The sequence below is a fragment of the Streptomyces sp. NPDC098789 genome, from assembly GCF_044759975.1.
Lineage (GTDB): Bacteria > Actinomycetota > Actinomycetes > Streptomycetales > Streptomycetaceae > Streptomyces.
Genome location: NZ_JBIWAJ010000011.1, coordinates 119,766 through 136,091 on the forward strand (window position 1 = coordinate 119,766; position 16,326 = coordinate 136,091).

Genomic DNA, 16,326 nt, shown 5'->3' on the forward strand with positions numbered 1-16,326 from the left:
CGTAGCTGCCGTACGCCGCCGCGGAGGCGACGACCGCACCGGCGCCGATGCCGATACCGGTCCACCAACCCGGAGCCTCCATGGCCTCCAGCTCCTGCATGCCCAGCTCAAGGGCGGGGAAGGCGTCGATCGCGAGGTTCTCCTGCATGGGAAAGCTCCTGTTCCGTGTGGGTCGTTCAGGGGGCGTGCGAGGGATGGTTCAGTCGTTCAGTGGGTCGTGCTGGTCGACTCAGGTGGCGATGATGGCCGCGGAGGCGACGTAGCTGCCGTACGCCGCCGCGGAGGCGACGACCGCACCGGCGCCGATGCCGATACCGGTCCACCAACCCGGAGCCTCCATGGCCTCCAGCTCCTGCATACCGAGCTCAAGGGCGGGGAAGGCGTCGATCGCGAGGTTCTCCTGCATGGGAAAGCTCCAGTTCCGAGTGGGTTGTTCAAGGGGTCGTGCTGGTGTGCTCTTTCGACCGCACCCCGCGGCGGTGCCTGCGGGTGCGGAAGTCATGGGGCCGGGCCGTGGGGCGGGGCCGTGGGGTCAGGCCGCGACCTCGGCCAGCAGGCCGTACACCTCGCCGGTGCGCAGGCCGCCGAGCATCGGCAGACCGGCGCCCCAGGCGCGGACGGTGCGGCCCGCGATGTCGGCGAGCCGGTCGGGGCCCGCGGTGATGCCGCGCTCGATGCCCCAGGAGTCGACGAGGGCTTCGATGCCGGCCGCCGGGTCGGCGGGCAGGGCGTCGGGATCGGTCGCCCGCAGCCGGGACCACAGGCGCTCCAGTCGGACCGCCGAGCCGAGCCTCGAATCGCCCGCGGAGATGGCCCGCCACAGGTGCGGCAGGATCGCCGCGACCGCGGTCATCTTGCGCACGCCGAGCCCGGAGGACAGCTCGTTGGCGATGAGCCAGCCCTTGACCGCGTACAAGTCGCGTCCCAGGTGGGCCCATTCGGCGTGGCTGAGCGCGCTCAGCTTGGCGATCTCCAGCCGCAGCCGGTCGTCGGTGGGGCGGCCGGCGCGGCGCGCGTCACGCACCTCGTGGCCCAGCCGCACCAGCCGTTCGGCGATGGTCTCCACCAGCGCGTCCTCGGTCGGCAGCTCCCGGTGGTCGCCCACGTACGGGCTGACCGCGCGGAAGAGCGCTTCGAGGACCCCCTCGGCGATGAGTTCGTCGTCGAGGGTGGCGGTGGCGGCCGGGTCCAGGACGGCGGCCCTGGGCCGCAGCGCGGTCCCCATCACGAGCCGCTTGCCCTGGCCGGGATAGCCGAGGCAGGCGACCCCGCTCGATTCGGTGCCGGTGCCGACCGTGGTGGGTACGGCGACCAGCGGGAGCCCGTGCGCGGTCTGCGGGCCGAGGATCAGCAGCCCGCTGCGCTGCGGCACCGTGAGGCGGGCGTACGCGTCGGGGTTGGTCCGCATCAGGGCGGCCAGCTTGGCCTGGTCGAGCAGGGAGCCGCCCCCGATCCCGACCACCAGCTCGGCGTCCGCCAGCCGGTGGGCGAGGTCGACCACCGACTCCAGGTCGCCGGGGCCGGACAGTTCCAGCACCCGCGTCCGGTACCGCTCCCCCGCCAGCAGGGCGCGGACCTTGGCCGTGACCGGGGCGGATGCGACCGCCTCGTCCACGAGGACGGTGATCCGCCGCTCGGGGCGGCCGGTGAACCAGGCGCCCAGGCTGTCGCAGCCGATGAGCTGCTGCGCCGGGGCGTGCCAGCCCGCGCTCACGCCGGGGCCCCGACCGCCGGGGCGGCCGTCCGTGCCAGGTGGATCTCCAGTCCGGCGACGACGCGGGCCAGCAGTTCGGTGAGGTCGGCGTCGGTGTAGGTGAGGGCGGGGAAGAGCTGTACGCCGTTCACCCCGGGGTGCACGATGGCGCCGGCCTCCCGGATCGCCTGGACCAGGGCGTGCACCTGGTCCTGCGGGAAGGGGGTCCCGTCCGGGTCGCACAGCCGGACGGAGCGGAAGAGGCCCAGGCCGGTGGTGGCGACCACCCGGGGGTGGTCGTCGACGAGCGCGCCCAGTTCGGCGTCGAGCCGGACCGAGAGCCTGCGGCCGAGGGCGACCGCGTCGAGGCGGCGCATCTCGTTCAGGGTCGCGGTGATGGTGGCGCAGGTGACCGGGGTGCCGGCCTGGGTCTCGCCGTGGGTGAGGACGGCGCCGGCGTCCGTGAAGGCCGCCGCCACCTGGTGGGAGGCGATCACGACGGCCGCCGCGCTGGTGCCGTTGGTGAGTCCCTTGGAGGAGACCAGCAGGTCGGGCTGTTCGGCCCACTGCTGGGAGGCGAAGAGGCTGCCGGTGCGGCCGAAGCCGGTGGCGACCTCGTCGGCGACCAGCAGGAAGCCGTGTTCCCGGCGCAGCCGCAGCAACTCGGCGAGGTACTCCTCGGTGAGGGGCACGGCGCCGCTGCCGAGCACCGGCTCGACGACGACGGCCGCGATCTGGCCGCCCTGGCGGGCCATGAGCGTGCCCAGTTCGGCCGGGTCGTTGGGGGTGACGTGCCGCACGAGGCGCTGGTCGACCCCGTAGAGCTGCTGCCCGAGGTCGTCGCCGGTGAGCGCGAAGCTGCCGTAGGTCAGGCCGTGGTAGCTGCCGCGCAGGCCGACGACCACCTTGCGCCGCGGCTGTTCGCGCAGTGCGTGGTACTGCCGGGCGACCTTCATGACGAGGTCGTTGGCGGCGCCGCCGGAGGTGGAGAACAGCACCCGTCCGTAGTGTTCGGGGCCGGCCGCCTCGACCAGTGCCTCGGCGGCCCGGCGGGCGTAGGTGTTCTCGTAGCGGAAGACCGAGAGGTACGAGGCTTCGCGCAGCGCCGCCGCGGCGGCGCTGGCGATCTCCTCGTTTCCGTAGCCGAGGTTGGTGTTCCACAGGCCGCTGGAGCCGTCGAGCAGTTCGCGGCCGTCGGCGAAGCGGACCCGTACCCCGTGCGCGGACACCGCGCAGAGGTCGTCGCGGCCCTGGTCATGCGGTGCGCTCAGGGACGGCCACAGCGGGTGGCGGCCGGCGGGTGCGGTCTCGGGTGCGGTCCCGTTCACGGGGTCACCTCCGTCTCCAGGAGTACGTCGTGGTGGCGCTCGCCGACGGCGGGCAGCGGGTGGCGGGAGCTGATCGTGAAGCCGGCGGCGGCCAGTTCGGCCTCCAGCAGCGCGACGGGCAGGACGCCGATGGTGGTCGTGCAGACCTCCACGGGACCGGTGTCGGCGATCACGGCGGGGAAGAGCGTGACGGTGCGGCTGCCGGAGTCCGGCGTCCAGTGCTCGAAGAGCCGGTAGGCGCGGCCGCTGTCGGTCACGATCTCCATGTCGACCTCGGCGGCCCCGGTCGGGTCGGTCCCGGTCGGGTCGGTCCCGGTGGTGGTCATGTCGACCGTCGAGAGCAGGAACCGGCCGCCGGGCTCCAGGTGTTCGCGCACCGCCCGGTACAGCCCGACGCGGCCTTCGGGGCCGAGCAGGGAGATGGTGGTGGTGCCGAGCACGATCGCGCCGAAGCGGCGGCCGAGCGCGAAGTCGCTCATGTCGGCCCGTACGGGCAGGCAGCGCTCGCGCAGGGCGGGGGGCGCCGCGGCCAGTCGCTGGTCGAGCAACTCCAGCATGTAGGCGGAGAGTTCCAGCGCGGTGACCTCGCGGCCCAGGGCCAGGAGGGGCAGCGTCAGGCGTCCGGAGCCAGCCGCCAGGTCGAGCACGGGGCCCGGGATCCGGCGGACCAGCGTGAGCAGTTCGCGCACTTCGTGGGTGCCGGTGCCGGCGAGGTCGTGGTAGACGGAGGCGCCCACGGCGTCGTACAGGTCGCAGAGCACGGCCCGTCCGCCGAGGGAGGCCAGCAGCTCGCCGGCGCGTCCGGGGACGTCGGCGGGGGTGGGGAGGCGGTGCCCCTCCTCCGCCATGGGCCCGTTCGCCTGTGTCTCTGTCGTCATCGTCATCGTCATCGTCATGGCTTTCAGCGACCCGCCGTGACGAGTTCGCCGACGCGCTCGTCGAGGACGACTGTGCCCAGGCCGATCCCGGCCTCCGCGAAGTACGCGGCGACCCGCTCCAGGCCCGTGCGGTCGGCGTGGGCGGAGCCCGCCGCCACCGAGCCGGAGACCAGCAGCACCTCGGCGAGGGCGGCGGCGGCCGGGTCGAGGCCGAAGGTGCGCCCGCTCGCCGGGTCGTGGACGAAGGCGTGCTCGCCCGACCACAGCAGCAGCGGCAGCAGCGCGTCGGCGGTGTCGGCCGGGCCGGTCGCCGCCGTGGCGGCGGTCGCGGCGGCGCCGAGGCGTCCGCCGAATCCGGAGACCCGTACGTCGACCACGCCACGGGCCCGCAGGTCGCGGACCGCGCCGACCGCCGCGAGGTAGCGCCCCAACCAGGGCCGCTGAGCGATCTGTTCCGGCGCTCCGGCGCCGTCCGGCAGCAGCCAGCGGGCCTCCACGCGGTCCAGGTCGTCCTCGCCGAGGACACCCAGCCGGGCGCCGCCCGGGGCGGTGGACAGGGCGCCGTCCTGGTCGACGTACAGCCTGCGGCGCGGACCGTCACCGGCCGTACCGGCGCCGAGTGCGGGCAGGTCGGCGAGCTGGATGACGGGGTTGGTCAGGAAGTCGGGGAAGACGCCCGCCCGCCGGGCCTCGTCGGCGTCGGCGAGGTAGGCGTCGAGGTCCATGTCGTCGGCGACGCGGATCAGCGTCGGGCCGACCACCGACATGTAGGCGCTGATCCCGTAGTTCTGGATCTGGAGGTAGAAGTCGGTGCCGAGGGAGCATTCGGCGCCGGGCTCGCTGAGCGAGCCCTCGTAACCGGTCACGGCGGGTCCGTCCGGCGCGTCCGTGCCCTCGGTGTGACCGGGGACGAACACCACGGACTCCGGGCCGACGAGGTCCGAGCCGAGCAGCGTGGAGAGGTGGTCCGGATTTTCCAGGACGACCGTCGCGGCGCCCGTCGCGGAATGCTCCGCACCCGGCTTTCCGGTACCCCAGAGCATCAGATGCCGTTTGATTCCCGCCATGACTCCCCCTTCAAGGAATGCGAAGCACTACCGAGCGATACGTGCGATACGTGCGATACGAGCGATGCCGAAGCGAAGTGATCGGGTGGACGCGGTGCGCGCGTCGGATGGGCACCGGCCGGAGCCGGGCAGCACGGAGCCGGGCGGCGCGGGGCCGTGGAGCCGGTCGTGTGGTGGAGCCGGGGCGCGTCGGGCCCGGCGCGGTCAGGCCAGCGCGGTCAGGAGGGTCTTGAGTTCCTCGGTCGCCGCCTGCGGACCGTAGAGGTTGGCCACGCCGGTGACGTTGAGGACGACCTCGTCCACGCCCGCGTCCTCGTACTCCTTCAGCTGCGCGAGGATCTCCCCGGTGTCGCCGCTGAGGAATCCGCGCCCCTCGACCAGGGCCCGCGCGTCCAGCGCCGGGTCCGTGCCGGTGATGCCGATCCCGGACTTGCGCAGCATGTCGACGTAGTGCGGCAGTCCCAGGTGGGCGGAGTTGCTGGCCAGCGCGATCTCACCCGGTGCCCGGTCGGTCCGGGCGAGCGCCAGCGGCACGATCGCCGTCAGTCGCGGCACCGGCCGGTCGGCCTTGGCCGCGCCTTCGCGCAGCGCCGGCAGCACGGTGTCCCGCAGGTAGGCGGCCGGGGTCAGCCAGGTGATCGCCACGTCGGCGACCTCTCCGGCGAGCCGGGCCATGGCGGGCCGCAGCACGCCGAGCCCGAGCTCCACCGGAGCGGAGGGGAAGGGCGCGAGCTGCGCCTCGCAGGTCACGTACTCCCCCGCCATCCGCACCACCTCCCCCGCCAGCAGGCCGCGCACGGCCGTCAGGTACTCGCGGGCCGCGGTCAGTGGCTTGCGGTACGGGGCCCCGCGCAGGGCCTGCTGGAGGGAGGGCGCCCCGGGTCCGAAGCCCGCGATCACCGGCTGCCCGGTGGCCAGGGCCAGCGAGCGGGCCTGGAGCGCGGCCTCGTAGGGGTGGCGCAGCGGCATGAGCGTCACGCCCAGCCCGGTCGGGACCCGGAAGCCGGCTCCGGCCGCGTGGACGAAGCCCTGGTGGGGTTCGACCATCACGGACTGTCCCTGCCAGAGCCGCTGGGCGTGGGTCCATTGGACGAGGCCGGCGTAGGGGAGGATCTGTTCCGGCCTGCGCGGCAGGAACGGTATGAGTACCGAATAGGCGGTCATGGTCGCGCCCCTCTTCCTTCCTCGTCGGTTGTCATTGCGTCGGGTGTGGCCCGTCGGATCGGATCCGGTCGGATCCGGTCGGATCCACCGATCGACTCAGATCCAGTCGAAGGTTTCCTGCCGGTCGACCGGCGGCTTGACCGCGGCGACGGCGGCGGTGGACCCGTCGTGCGTGGGCGGGTGGATGAAGGGCCCCGAGAGTGCGATTCCGGCCGCCACCGCGAATCCCGCGATGATCGAGGTGGTGCGGGTGCGTCCGGTGCGCGTGGTCTTCTTCATCATTTCCCCCTGTGTGGATCGCCGTTGTTCCGACAAGGAGAAGACTGCCGAGTGGAAGGCCCTCGGTGGCGGTGTTCCCGACGCAGCTTCCTGCGCCCGCGGGTGCAGCAAGTTGCACCGAAGTCGGTGGGGCAGAGCGGTGCGAATCATTCCGTTACCCATGGTCAGGCCGGTGTCCGCGTTCCTATGATCAGGCCACCGTGTTGACCGCACGGGAACAGCACCACAAGGGGGAACCATTGCGCGCCGGAAGCCTCACGCATCTGGGGATGTCACCAGAGGACGAAGACCTGTACAGATGCCTGCTCCGCCTCACGGAAGGCACGCCCGCGGTCCTCGCCGACCACCTCGGCGTTCCGGCGCCCGAGGTGGAGCGATGGCTGGGGCGCCTGGAGTCGATGGAGCTGACCTCCCTCGCCGACAACGGCAACGTCCGGCCGGCGCCGCCCGCGATCGCCGTGCAGCGGTTGATCGACCTGCGGCTGCGGGAACGGCAGGAGGAACTGCGGCGGGTGGCCGCCGAGCAGCGGCTCGTGGAATCGCTGCTGGCCGAGCGGGACGCGGTACGACCCGTCGCGCGCGAGGCGTCGGAGCGGCCCGCGATCGAGCGGGTCGAGGGGACGCCCAACGTCCGGGCGGTGATCGACGAGCTGACGTTCTTCACCCGGGAGGAAGGGCTGACCACCCAACCGCACGGGGCGCTGAGCCCGGCCAGCATCGCCGCCTCCCGGCCGCTGGACGCCCGGATCCTGCGGCGGGGCATCCGGATGCGCACGATCATGCGGCCGGTGGCCGTGGAGGACGCGCCGACGCTGGCCTACCTCCAGGAGATCTCGGCGATGGGGGCGGACATCCGGATCTCGGACAAGCCGCTGGAGCGGATGCTGGTCTTCGACCGGGCGGCCGCGCTGACCCCGATCGACCCGCAGAACCCGCGCCTGGGCGCCCTGGTGATCCGGGAGTCGGGGCTGGTCGCCAACCTGGTCTCGCTCTTCGAGCGGATGTGGTCGGACTCCGTGCCGTTGGCGGAGGCCGTCGCCTCCCGGCAGGGGCCGGGGGGCGGGCTGAGCGAGATCGAGCGGAAGGTGCTGGCCACCATGTACGAGGCGGAGAAGGACGAGAGCGGGGCGCGTGAGGTGGGCGTCTCGGTCCGTACGTACCGCAAGTACGTGGCGGACCTGATGCAGCGCCTGGGGGCGACGAACCGCTTCCAGGCGGCGCTGCTGGCCCGCGACCACGGCTGGATCTAGCCGGTCCGGGTCCCGGGCCGCCGTCGCCGGGGTTGCGTCCGGCGACGGCGGCGGGAGGGTGCCAGAGTGGGTCCCGTGCTGATCGGGATGGTGTGCGCGCTCGCGGCTGCGGTCTGTTTCGGTACCGCCTCCGTGCTCCAGGCGGTGGCCGCGCGGGCGGCCGAGCCCGGGACGGGGTCGGGGGTGGACCCGGCGCTGCTGCTGCGGGCGCTGCGGCAGTGGCGGTACCTGGCGGGCCTCGGCCTGGACGGGATCGGCTTCGTCTTCCAGATCATCGCCCTGCGCTCGATCCCGATCTACGCCGTCGGCGCGGCGCTGGCCGCCAGCCTGGCCGTGACGGCGGTGGTCGCGGCGCGGCTGCTGAAGGTCCGGCTCAGCGGTACGGAGTGGGGCGCGGTGGGGGTGGTCTGCCTCGGCCTCGCGCTGCTGGGGCTGGCCTCGGGGGCGGAGGGCTCCCGGCCCGGGAGTACGGCGCTCAAGTGGTCGATGCTGGGTGTCGTGGCGGCGGTCCTGCTGGTGGGGGCGGTGGCGGGGCGGCTGCCGGACCGGGCGCGGGCGTTGGTCCTGGGCCTGGGGGCGGGGACGGGCTTCGGGGTGGTGGAGGTCGCGGTCCGGCTGATCGACGGCTTCGCGCCGGGGGCGCTGGTGGCGAACCCGGCGACGTACGCGCTGCTGGTGGGGGGCGGGGCGGCGTTCCTGCTGCTGACCTCGGCCTTGCAGCGGGGCTCGGTGACGGCGGCCACGGCCGGGCTGGTGCTGGGCGAGACGGTCGGTCCGGCGGTGGTCGGGGTGGTGTGGCTGGGTGACCGCACCCGTGACGGCCTGGCCTGGCTGGCCGTCCTCGGCTTCGCGGTAGCCGTATCGGGCGCCCTGGCCCTGGCCCGCTTCGGCGAACCACCCCCACCGGACCGGTCCGCCCCCGCCGACGTCTGAGGCCCGGCCCAATCCAGCCCCGCCGGCGCCCGGCCCGGCCCAATCCAGCCTCGCCGGCGCATGAGGCCCCGCCAAATCCAGCCTCGCCGGCGTTTGAGGCGCCGCCGGAGGCAACACCGGCCACCCGCCGGCAGAGGGCGACCCACCGCGCATCGACCCGGCAGAGCCGGGATGCCTCCGGCGGCGCCTCAAACGCCGGCGAGGCTGAACGGGCCGGGCGTCAAGGGGTGCCGATGACGATGACGGCGAGGACGCTGAGCACGATCAGCACGTACAGGGCCTGGCGCGGCCACTCGCTCACCGGGCCCGTTCCTGCCGTGCGCGCCGACGGGCCTGGTGCTGCTCCTCTTCGAGCAGCAGATCGCGCGCCGCTCGCGCGAGGGCGACGACCTTCGGCCAGCCCTCACCGAGCCGGACCGCGGTGTCCCACGCGGCGATCGCCCCCACGGCCTCGGGCGTCCGGCGGCCCCCGGCCTGGAAGTGGAAGCACTTCACCCCGTGGGCAACGAGCCCACCTTCGTCGAGGAAGTACGCGATCCAGTCCGTGGAGACCGCGTCCTCGGGCTGCAACCCGGCATGGGCTACCACGTACTCGACGCCTCGGCGGAGCCGCTTCTCTCGGTTCACCGCTCGTCCGCGCGCAGCGGTTTGCACGACGGATCGCGGATGTCGTGCGTCCAGCTGGTCGGCCGGGCGCCGGACGCCGAGTGGGGGGTGAACTGGTGGCCGCCGGCCTTGATGGGGCGGTCACAGAAGGCGCAGATCCGGCCGACAGCCGACTCCGTGGTGCTCACGGCTGCTCCAGGGCGTCCGGGGCCGCGGTGAATTCCAAGCCGTCTGCGCCGCGAACGTACGCGGTCCGCGTGTACTTCTGCTCACCGGCGACCGTGCCGACGAACTCCTCGACAACGGCCATCAGCTCGCCCACGCGGAGTGTCCTCGGGTCCCGGACCCGCTGGTGCAGAAGGGGGTGGTCAATGTGCCCGAAGGTCTCGTTCGGCCTACTCTCACGCACTTCCATCTGAGGTCTCCCTACCGTAGTCAGCGGGTGGTGAGACGAGTGTGAGCGCGTGGCAAGGCCCCAACTATCACGACTTGTTGATAGTCAGGGCCAGCGGTCCACACAGGGTCAGATGCCCAGCCAGTTGCCGTATGAGAGAAAGCTGTCCGGGAGCTGGCGCCGTGCGGCCTCCAGGCCGGCGTACGTCTCCCGAACCGTCTGGTGATACCGGGCCTGCTGCGGCGCCGCCTTCCGCGCGAGCAGCAGGTTCTCGAACGAGCCGCCGAGATCACCGGTCCACATCTGAGCCCGGGCCAGCTCGGCCAGGTGGTGCGACCGGCGCGATGCGGGCCACCCCTGCGGGATCGTGACGCCGCGGCCAGTCTGGGCCGCCTGCCCGTACTCGTCCAGCTCGGCCAGCACGCTGACCCGGTGCACCTTCACATTGGTCGGCCCAAAGGCCAGCCAGTGGACCGCCACTGCCTCACCAGTCTCGTTGGCGATCAGCTCCGCCTCGTCGAGGTGGCCGTCAGCTCGGCCACGATCCTTCGACCTGCCGGCCATCACGGCGGCACCCAGGTGAAGCTGCCCCGTGACGACCGAGCGCTCGCGGGACGGCTCGGCCTGCGCGAGCGTCCGCAGGCCAAGTTCGACCAGCCGCTCGCCGGTCCGGTACTCCCCGTCGCGCAGGTAGGTGAGCGCCCGCATGTAGCGGTACATGCCGCCGATGATCGCGTCCGAGCCGCGCTCGGCAGCCCAGTCCATCCGGGCCAACGACAGCCCGGCCAGGTCGTAGTAACCCAGTTTCGAGGCGACGTCGTACGCGGTGCGGTACAGGCTGGCCAAGAGCAACCAACGCTCGCGCCCCGGCGCCGCGTGCGCAGCCGTGGTGGCTTCCTGGATGAGGCCGGGAAGTTGCGACGCGGTCTGCTTGATCTGGCCCGCGCGCACGGCGACGAGCAGTGCCTCGGCGTCGTCGGCGAGGAGTTGGTGCGCGCGCGGGGCGATGTCGGAGTCGGCACCGAGGTCGTAGAGGTCCAGGGACTGACGGATCGGCCGGATCAGTATGTCCAACTCGTCCGCCCGCAGCTCCCTGGCGTACGGCTGGCCAGTGACCGTGGCGACATCGACACGGAGCGCGCGGGCGACGGCGGCAATCAGGTGGGGGGACGCCGCGATGACGCCCTGCTCCGTCTTGGTGTAGGTGCTGTAGGGGACGTGGGCCAGATCGGCCACAGCCGCCTGGGTGAGGTGACGTTCCAGGCGCAGCCGCTTCATGCGCGCGCCGGTGTGGTCGTGCGGTAGAGAGTGCATACTGGCTCCCGTTCTGACTCGACACCAGAACAGTAGCCGGGCACGCGGAAGCCGCCCCGTCCCGCTCGAAGGCGGGGTACGGACATGCCTGTCGCGGCGCGAGGGCCCTCCGGCGGCGCGGCCAGCGGCGGGCCGGCAGGGTGGTTACGGGAGGGTGGCCGTCAGGGCCGCCAAGGTCGGGGTCCAGGCGCTGTCGGAGGGGGTGCCGTAGCCGACGATCAGGGCATCGCGCGGCGGCATGTCGGCATCGGGATGCCGGAAGCGGCGAAGGCCCTCCAGGGCCAGCTCCTGCCAGGCGGCCGCCTGGATCACCGACCGCTCCGTCCCCCCGGGAAGGTCCAGCACGGCGTGCAGCCCCGCCGCGATCCCGGACACGGCGACCCGCTCCCCCACCGCCGCCACCAGCTCGTCGCGCCGCCGCCGGTACCGCAGCCGCATGCCGCGCACGTGCCGGTCGTACGCCCCGGAGGTGAGGAACTGCGCCAGCGTCAGCTGGTCCAGCGCGCTGGAGGTCCAGTCGGTGCGGCCCTTGACCGCGAGGAGCTCGTCCACGAGCCCCGGCGGCGCGACGATCCAGCCCATGCGCAGCCCCGGCGCCAGGGACTTGCTGGCGGTGCCGAGGTAGACCACCCGGTCCGGGTCGAGGCCCTGGAGCGCGCCGACCGGCTGCCGGTCGTAGCGGAACTCGCCGTCGTAGTCGTCCTCCAGGATCAGGCCCCCGGTGGACCGCGCCCAGTCGACGGCGGCCGCCCGCCGCCCGGGGGTCAGCGCGACCCCGGTGGGGAACTGGTGCGCCGGGGTCAGCAGCACGGCCCCCGTCCCCGTCCCGGCGAGCTCCGCCGTCCGCGCCCCGCAGGCGTCCACCGGCACGGGCCGGGTCCGCAGCCCGCCGCTCGCGAGGAGGTCGCGGTGCACGTCCAGGCTGTACGCCTCCACGGCCACCTCCCGGACCCGGCGCGCCCGCAGCACCCGGGTCATCAGCTGCAGTCCGTGCGCGAAGCCGGAGCACAGCACGATGCGTTCGGGGTCGGCGTGCACCCCGCGCGCCCGGGCCAGGTACCCGGCGAGCGCCTCCCGCAGCTCCACCCGCCCGCGCGGGTCGCCGCCGTAGCCGAAGGCCTCGTTCGGGGCGTCGGTGAGCGCCCGCCGGGCGGCGCTGAGCCAGGCCGCGCGGGGGAAGCCGCCGAGGTCCGGGGAGCCGGGCATGAGGCTGTACGAGGGCCCCCGGCGCGCGGGGCGGCGTACCGGGGCGGGCGCTGCGGCCCGGCGCGGGCGGACCCGCTCGGCGACCCGGGTCCCGGAGCCCTGGCGGGCCGTGAGCCAGCCCTCGGCGACCAGTTCGGCGTAGGCCTCGGCGACCGTGTTGCGGGCGATTCCGAGGTCGGCGGCGAGGGTACGGGAGGAGGGGAGCCGGGTGCCGGGGGCGAGCCGCCCGCCGCGCGCGGCCTCGCGCAGCGATTCGGTGAGTCCGGCCCGCAATCCGCGTCCCGCGACCAGTTCGAGATGCAGGTCAGCGCCGAAAGTGGCCCATGAATCCGTCATGAACATGGACCATAGCGGTGGGCCGCCCGGTGCGTACGGTGGATCCATGACCACGAACGCACCGCACTCCGCACACGACCACCACGCTCCCGAGCACGCCCCCCGGATGCAGATCGCCAAGCTCGCCCCCGAGGTCTACAAGGCGGTCCTCGCCCTGGAGATCGCCTCGAAGAAGGGCCTGGACCCGGCCCTCGTCGAGCTGGTGAAGATCCGTGCCTCGCAGCTGAACCACTGTGCCTTCTGCCTGGACATGCACACCAAGGACGCGATCGCGGCGGGCGAGAGCGTCGACCGCATCGTCCTGCTCAGCGCCTGGGAGGAGTCGCGGCACTTCTACACCGAGAAGGAGCTGGCCGCGATCGAGCTGACCGAGGCCGTGACCGTCCTGACCGACGGCTTCGTTCCCGACGAGGTGTACGCGACGGCCGCGAAGCACTTCGAGGAGGCCGAGCTGGCCCAGCTGATCGCCGTGATCGCGACGATCAACGTGTGGAACCGCTTCGGCGTCACCACCCGCCTGGTCCCGGGCCACTACACCCCGGGCATGTACAAGAGCTGACCCCGCGGCCCGCGCGGGTCGGGGCTCCCGGGCCGTGGCCCGGCACCCCCGACCCCGCGACCTACGGGTGGAAGGCCGCCACGGCCGCCGCGAGGTGGGCCTGGACGGTGTCCCACTCGGCGGCGGGGCCGGCGGACAGCAGGGCCCACTTCTTGCCGTCCTGGGCGTAGAAGACCCGTTCGACGCCGCGGCGGCGGCCGTGCGACTCCGCGCTGTCGTACTCGTAGACCAGTTCGCAGGCGCCCGAGCCGCCGGCGACGGTGCCGACCCTGATCTCGGTGTAGCCGCTGGTGCGGTTGCGCAGGTCGGCCGAGGCCCCCTTGACCGCGTCGAGGGGGCTCAGCTCCGGTTCGACCACCTGGAAGATCTGGAGCAGCGAGGAGCGGTCGGCGGAGCGGTAGAAGATGCCGTTGCCGGGGTCGTCGCGGGTCCAGCCCTTGGGCACGGCGACCGTGAAGCCCTTCGGATCGGTCACGCTCACGTGCTCGCCCGCCGACGCGCTCGCGCTCGTACTCGCACTGGGCGAGGCCGAGGCGGACGGCGAGGGCGAGGCCGAACCCGACGCCGAGGCCGACGGCGTCCCCGTCGGTTCCCCGGAGGCCGGGGCCGAGACGGTGGGCGTGGCGGTGCCCTGCGCCTGGTCCGGGGCCGAGCCGCCGGTGTCGCGCAGCACGAACCAGACGACGGCCGCGCCGATCACGACGGCGGCCACCGCGATGCCCGCCGTGGCCGGGGTCATCCAGCGGCGCGACGGGCCGTCACCATCCGCACCCCCGCCCGGGTACACGAGCGGCGGCGGCCCGTACGGGGGCTGCTGCACGGGCAGTTGCTGCGTGTAGGCGGGCGGGAGCGGCGGCAGCGCGGCGGGGTCCGGCGGCCCGTACCCCGGGTACGCCGGCGGCACCCCGTACGGGGGCGCGGCGGGCGGCTGCGCGGGCGGTTCGACGGGCTGCGCCGGCACCGTCGGCGGGGCGGTCGGCGGCGCCGCGGCGGGCGCGGACGCGGAGTCCCGGACCCAGCGCTGCGCCTGCGGGTCCCAGCGGGGCGCGCCCGGGGCGGCGGGGGGCACGGCTCAGCCCCCCAGCGACACGAGCAGGGCGCCGAGCGCGGTCGCCGCGTTCAGCGGCTCGACGAGCGGGGCCCAGCGGGTGAGGGCCGCGCGCAGCCGCGCCGGCAGGCCGGGCCGGATGGTGTCGGCGTCCTCCAGGTCCGCCGCGACCCCGTCCAGTTCGGCGTCGAGCGCGGTGCGGTCCGCGCCACGGGGCAGCCGGACCAGCGCGGCGCGCAGGTCCAGTACCGCGTCCAGCAGTTCCCCGGGGCCGGGCGGGGCCTCGTCCACGCCGTGGTTGACCGTGTTGGTGACGTTGGTGCCGCCGATGCTGAAGCTGCTCCCACTGACGTCGCCGATCCGCACGGGCCGTCCGGCGTCGTGCCCGCCGCGCTCCCGGCCCTGCTCCTGCTCACCGCTGATGGCCACCGCTGCTCCTCCTCCTGCCCGGGTTGGTGGTGTTGGTGTGTCCGCTGCCACCGACGCTGAAGGCGCTGTTGTTCACCGATTGGATGAACGTGCCGCCCTCCGCGACGTTGATCGCGCGCTGGGCGAACTCCTCGGTGTGCCAGCCCGCTTCGTGCAGGGCCAGTGTCACACCGCTGACCACCCGGTCCTGGATGGTTTTCAAGTACCGGTCGAGGTCCATGAGGTGGAAGAGCGACCCCCTGTCCTGGGAGGCGAGCTCGCGCACCGAGAGGCCGGGGCCCTCGGGGAGGGCGCCGCCGTGGCCGCCGGTGATGATCCGCCACCAACTGGCGACGCCGCGGCCGAGGATGACGACGGAGGAGGCGAGCGAGCGCGGGGTGTGGCGCAGCGCCCAGGCGGCCTTGCCGAGCCAGTTGTTGTGGAGGTAGCGGTGCGCGTCGGCGTCGGCGTTCTGGAAGACGACGCGCAGCGGCAGCAGGACGTGCGGCGCGACCTCCAGCATCATCATGCCGCCCTGGGTGTGGACGCGGACGAAGACGGTGACGACGAGGTTCTCGTCCCAGCCGCCCACCCGGATGCGCAGGAAGTGGCGGCGGCGTTCGCCGCCCTCCTCGATGGCGGCGCCCATGTGCTCGGCCCAGGTGTCCGGGGTGAGCGGGACGGCGTCGCGGTGCGGCAGCCCGTCGCCGGGCAGGAACACGCACTCGTCGACGACGAGTTCGCGCATCCGGTCCAGTACGGCGGCCTCCGCGGCCGGGGAGCCGTGCGGCGAGGGCACCCGCAGGGCGTGCAGCAGCGGGACGATCCGGGCCACGATGTCGCTGTTGGTGAGCGGGACGGCCTTGCGCTCGGGGCCGAGGTCCTCGCGCGGGCGCAGCTCCACGGACAGGTGCCACGGGCGGAAGGGCTCGCCCGCGCCGCAGAGCGGGTCGTTGATGTTGTACATGATCAGCGGGTTGTGCTGCTCGACCCGGATCCGGCCGCGGATCCGGCCGAAGCGCTCGCCGGGAGCGGCCTCGGCGGGGTCGCCCGCGAGGTCGGCGTACCGGCGCGGGGAGAGCTCCCCGGCGATGGCCCGGGCGGCCTGGCCGCGTTGCAGCCAGACGAGCGCGACCAGGGCGAGGAAGACGGCGAGCACCCACCACAGCGCGGCGGACGCCTGGCTCCCGGAGGAGCCGGCGGAGTAGTTCTCGTAGCCGGAGGAGAAGGCGTCGCCCGAACCGGTGACGGAGCCCGTGAAGCCGTTCAGGAGGGCGTCGGCGCCGACGGCGCCCAGCGGTCCGAAGGCGTCACCGGCGGCCAGTCCCACGCCGACGAGGGCGACGATCAGGATGGTCATCAGCGCCCAGGTGTAGACGCGCAGCACCACGCCCAGGATGCGCACCAGACGGTTGTCCTGGGCGCGCAGCCAGCCGGACAGGCTCATCAGGAGGAAGGGCAGCAGCAGGGCGATGAGCGCGCCGCCGGTGAGGATCATGCCGACGATCCAGGCGCCGACCATCCCGGCGGCCCAGCCCAGTTCCGCGCGGCGGGCGCGCAGTGCGTGGGCGAGGACGCGGGCGGCGTCGAAGCCGTACGAGGGGGCGACGATGCGCTCCTCGTGGACGTACAGCTCGTTGATCACCTGGTCGCGGTAGCCGGCGTCTATGTAGGTGCCCGCGCACAGCATGCGGCCCGCTTCGCTGAGCGCCGGGTGCACCGGGGGGCGGCCGCCCCGGACGTCGTCACCGCCGCCGCCGCGGTCGGCGGGTGTGGGCTGGTGGGGAACAGGGAGGTCGGTCACCGGGCGACCTTAGGGTTCTTTCACCTGCCCGGACAGTCGAATCCAAGCCAAAAAGCACC

General features: G+C 73.6%; 19 protein-coding genes. 3 read left to right on the forward strand and 16 right to left on the reverse strand.

Going from position 1 to position 16,326, the window contains the following annotated elements; translation table 11 throughout:
* The 8 genes from ACIQWR_RS22535 to ACIQWR_RS22570 all read right to left on the reverse strand — a co-directional run.
* On the reverse strand, positions 1-148 hold a 148-nt coding region (locus ACIQWR_RS22535), incomplete at its 3' end, for a daptide-type RiPP (RefSeq protein ID WP_404012624.1).
* 81 nt (positions 149-229) lie between these two features.
* Positions 230-406, reverse strand: a complete 177-nt coding sequence (locus tag ACIQWR_RS22540; protein WP_404012295.1) for a daptide-type RiPP — start codon at positions 404-406, stop codon at positions 230-232.
* A 126-nt stretch (positions 407-532) separates the two neighbouring features.
* Complete coding sequence (gene mpaC / locus ACIQWR_RS22545; protein WP_404012298.1) at positions 533-1,714, reverse strand: daptide-type RiPP biosynthesis dehydogenase; 1,182 nt, start codon at positions 1,712-1,714, stop codon at positions 533-535.
* Complete coding sequence (mpaD, locus tag ACIQWR_RS22550; RefSeq protein WP_404012300.1) at positions 1,711-3,021, reverse strand: daptide-type RiPP biosynthesis aminotransferase; 1,311 nt, start codon at positions 3,019-3,021, stop codon at positions 1,711-1,713. Before mpaD ends, mpaC begins: the two co-directional genes overlap by 4 nt.
* Complete coding sequence (gene mpaM, locus ACIQWR_RS22555) at positions 3,018-3,899, reverse strand: daptide-type RiPP biosynthesis methyltransferase (RefSeq protein WP_404012302.1); 882 nt, start codon at positions 3,897-3,899, stop codon at positions 3,018-3,020. The genes mpaD and mpaM overlap by 4 nt, the downstream gene beginning before the upstream one ends.
* 23 nt (positions 3,900-3,922) lie before the next feature.
* Positions 3,923-4,966: a daptide biosynthesis RiPP recognition protein gene (mpaB, locus tag ACIQWR_RS22560; protein ID WP_404012304.1), complete on the reverse strand. Its 1,044-nt coding sequence runs from the start codon at positions 4,964-4,966 to the stop codon at positions 3,923-3,925.
* Positions 4,967-5,170: 204 nt separating this feature from the next.
* Positions 5,171-6,130: an LLM class flavin-dependent oxidoreductase gene (locus ACIQWR_RS22565; protein WP_404012307.1), complete on the reverse strand. Its 960-nt coding sequence runs from the start codon at positions 6,128-6,130 to the stop codon at positions 5,171-5,173.
* A gap of 96 nt (positions 6,131-6,226) precedes the next feature.
* Positions 6,227-6,409, reverse strand: a complete 183-nt coding sequence (locus tag ACIQWR_RS22570) for a hypothetical protein (protein WP_385775360.1) — start codon at positions 6,407-6,409, stop codon at positions 6,227-6,229.
* Positions 6,410-6,678: 269 nt separating this feature from the next.
* Between ACIQWR_RS22570 and ACIQWR_RS22575 the strand changes: the two genes are divergently transcribed.
* The gene (locus ACIQWR_RS22575; RefSeq protein WP_404012309.1) at positions 6,679-7,659 is read left to right on the forward strand and encodes a LuxR C-terminal-related transcriptional regulator; all 981 of its coding nucleotides are present in this window, start codon (positions 6,679-6,681) and stop codon (positions 7,657-7,659) included.
* A gap of 87 nt (positions 7,660-7,746) precedes the next feature.
* Entirely contained in the window at positions 7,747-8,592 is an 846-nt protein-coding gene (locus tag ACIQWR_RS22580; RefSeq protein WP_404012627.1) for a hypothetical protein, read from the forward strand.
* A gap of 297 nt (positions 8,593-8,889) precedes the next feature.
* On the opposite strand, the gene ACIQWR_RS22585 is transcribed toward ACIQWR_RS22580, so the two are convergent.
* The 5 genes from ACIQWR_RS22585 to ACIQWR_RS22605 all read right to left on the reverse strand — a co-directional run bounded on the left by ACIQWR_RS22585 (position 8,890) and on the right by ACIQWR_RS22605 (position 12,448).
* The gene (locus ACIQWR_RS22585; protein WP_404012312.1) at positions 8,890-9,219 is read right to left on the reverse strand and encodes a hypothetical protein; all 330 of its coding nucleotides are present in this window, start codon (positions 9,217-9,219) and stop codon (positions 8,890-8,892) included.
* Positions 9,216-9,386 (reverse strand): hypothetical protein, encoded by a 171-nt coding sequence (locus tag ACIQWR_RS22590; protein ID WP_404012314.1) that lies wholly within the window; start codon positions 9,384-9,386, stop codon positions 9,216-9,218. Before ACIQWR_RS22590 ends, ACIQWR_RS22585 begins: the two co-directional genes overlap by 4 nt.
* Positions 9,383-9,520, reverse strand: coding sequence for a hypothetical protein (locus ACIQWR_RS22595; RefSeq protein WP_404012317.1), 138 nt, complete (start codon positions 9,518-9,520; stop codon positions 9,383-9,385). Before ACIQWR_RS22595 ends, ACIQWR_RS22590 begins: the two co-directional genes overlap by 4 nt.
* Positions 9,521-9,721: 201 nt before the next feature.
* Positions 9,722-10,906, reverse strand: a complete 1,185-nt coding sequence (locus ACIQWR_RS22600) for a helix-turn-helix domain-containing protein (RefSeq protein ID WP_404012320.1) — start codon at positions 10,904-10,906, stop codon at positions 9,722-9,724.
* 144 nt (positions 10,907-11,050) lie between these two features.
* Positions 11,051-12,448 carry a PLP-dependent aminotransferase family protein gene (locus ACIQWR_RS22605; protein WP_404012323.1) on the reverse strand — a complete coding sequence of 466 codons (1,398 nt, stop codon included), beginning with the start codon at positions 12,446-12,448 and terminating at the stop codon, positions 11,051-11,053.
* A 46-nt stretch (positions 12,449-12,494) separates the two neighbouring features.
* Here ACIQWR_RS22605 and ACIQWR_RS22610 point away from each other — a divergent pair, with 46 nt between their 5' ends.
* Positions 12,495-13,007 (forward strand): carboxymuconolactone decarboxylase family protein, encoded by a 513-nt coding sequence (locus tag ACIQWR_RS22610; protein ID WP_404012326.1) that lies wholly within the window; start codon positions 12,495-12,497, stop codon positions 13,005-13,007.
* Positions 13,008-13,068: 61 nt separating this feature from the next.
* On the opposite strand, the gene ACIQWR_RS22615 is transcribed toward ACIQWR_RS22610, so the two are convergent.
* From ACIQWR_RS22615 to ACIQWR_RS22625, 3 genes are read right to left on the reverse strand one after another with little or no spacing between them, the layout of a single operon-like run.
* Positions 13,069-14,076, reverse strand: a complete 1,008-nt coding sequence (locus tag ACIQWR_RS22615; RefSeq protein ID WP_404012329.1) for a serine/arginine repetitive matrix protein 2 — start codon at positions 14,074-14,076, stop codon at positions 13,069-13,071.
* A gap of 3 nt (positions 14,077-14,079) precedes the next feature.
* Positions 14,080-14,484, reverse strand: a complete 405-nt coding sequence (locus tag ACIQWR_RS22620) for a hypothetical protein (RefSeq protein WP_404012332.1) — start codon at positions 14,482-14,484, stop codon at positions 14,080-14,082.
* The gene (locus tag ACIQWR_RS22625; RefSeq protein WP_404012335.1) at positions 14,468-16,267 is read right to left on the reverse strand and encodes a hypothetical protein; all 1,800 of its coding nucleotides are present in this window, start codon (positions 16,265-16,267) and stop codon (positions 14,468-14,470) included. The genes ACIQWR_RS22620 and ACIQWR_RS22625 overlap by 17 nt, the downstream gene beginning before the upstream one ends.
* Positions 16,268-16,326 lie beyond the last annotated feature (59 nt).

Excerpts from the sequence above, each read along its gene's own strand:
- ACIQWR_RS22570 (WP_385775360.1), bottom strand. The coding sequence starts at position 6,409 with ATGAAGAAGACCACGCGCACCGGACGCACCCGCACCACCTCGATCATC.
- ACIQWR_RS22540 (WP_404012295.1), bottom strand. The coding sequence starts at position 406 with ATGCAGGAGAACCTCGCGATCGACGCCTTCCCCGCCCTTGAGCTCGGT.
- mpaM (WP_404012302.1), bottom strand. The coding sequence starts at position 3,899 with ATGACGACAGAGACACAGGCGAACGGGCCCATGGCGGAGGAGGGGCAC.
- ACIQWR_RS22600 (WP_404012320.1), bottom strand. The coding sequence starts at position 10,906 with ATGCACTCTCTACCGCACGACCACACCGGCGCGCGCATGAAGCGGCTG.
- ACIQWR_RS22575 (WP_404012309.1), top strand. The coding sequence starts at position 6,679 with ATGTCACCAGAGGACGAAGACCTGTACAGATGCCTGCTCCGCCTCACG.
- ACIQWR_RS22605 (WP_404012323.1), bottom strand. The coding sequence starts at position 12,448 with ATGACGGATTCATGGGCCACTTTCGGCGCTGACCTGCATCTCGAACTG.
- mpaB (WP_404012304.1), bottom strand. The coding sequence starts at position 4,966 with ATGGCGGGAATCAAACGGCATCTGATGCTCTGGGGTACCGGAAAGCCG.
- ACIQWR_RS22580 (WP_404012627.1), top strand. The coding sequence starts at position 7,747 with ATGGTGTGCGCGCTCGCGGCTGCGGTCTGTTTCGGTACCGCCTCCGTG.
- ACIQWR_RS22565 (WP_404012307.1), bottom strand. The coding sequence starts at position 6,130 with ATGACCGCCTATTCGGTACTCATACCGTTCCTGCCGCGCAGGCCGGAA.
- ACIQWR_RS22610 (WP_404012326.1), top strand. The coding sequence starts at position 12,495 with ATGACCACGAACGCACCGCACTCCGCACACGACCACCACGCTCCCGAG.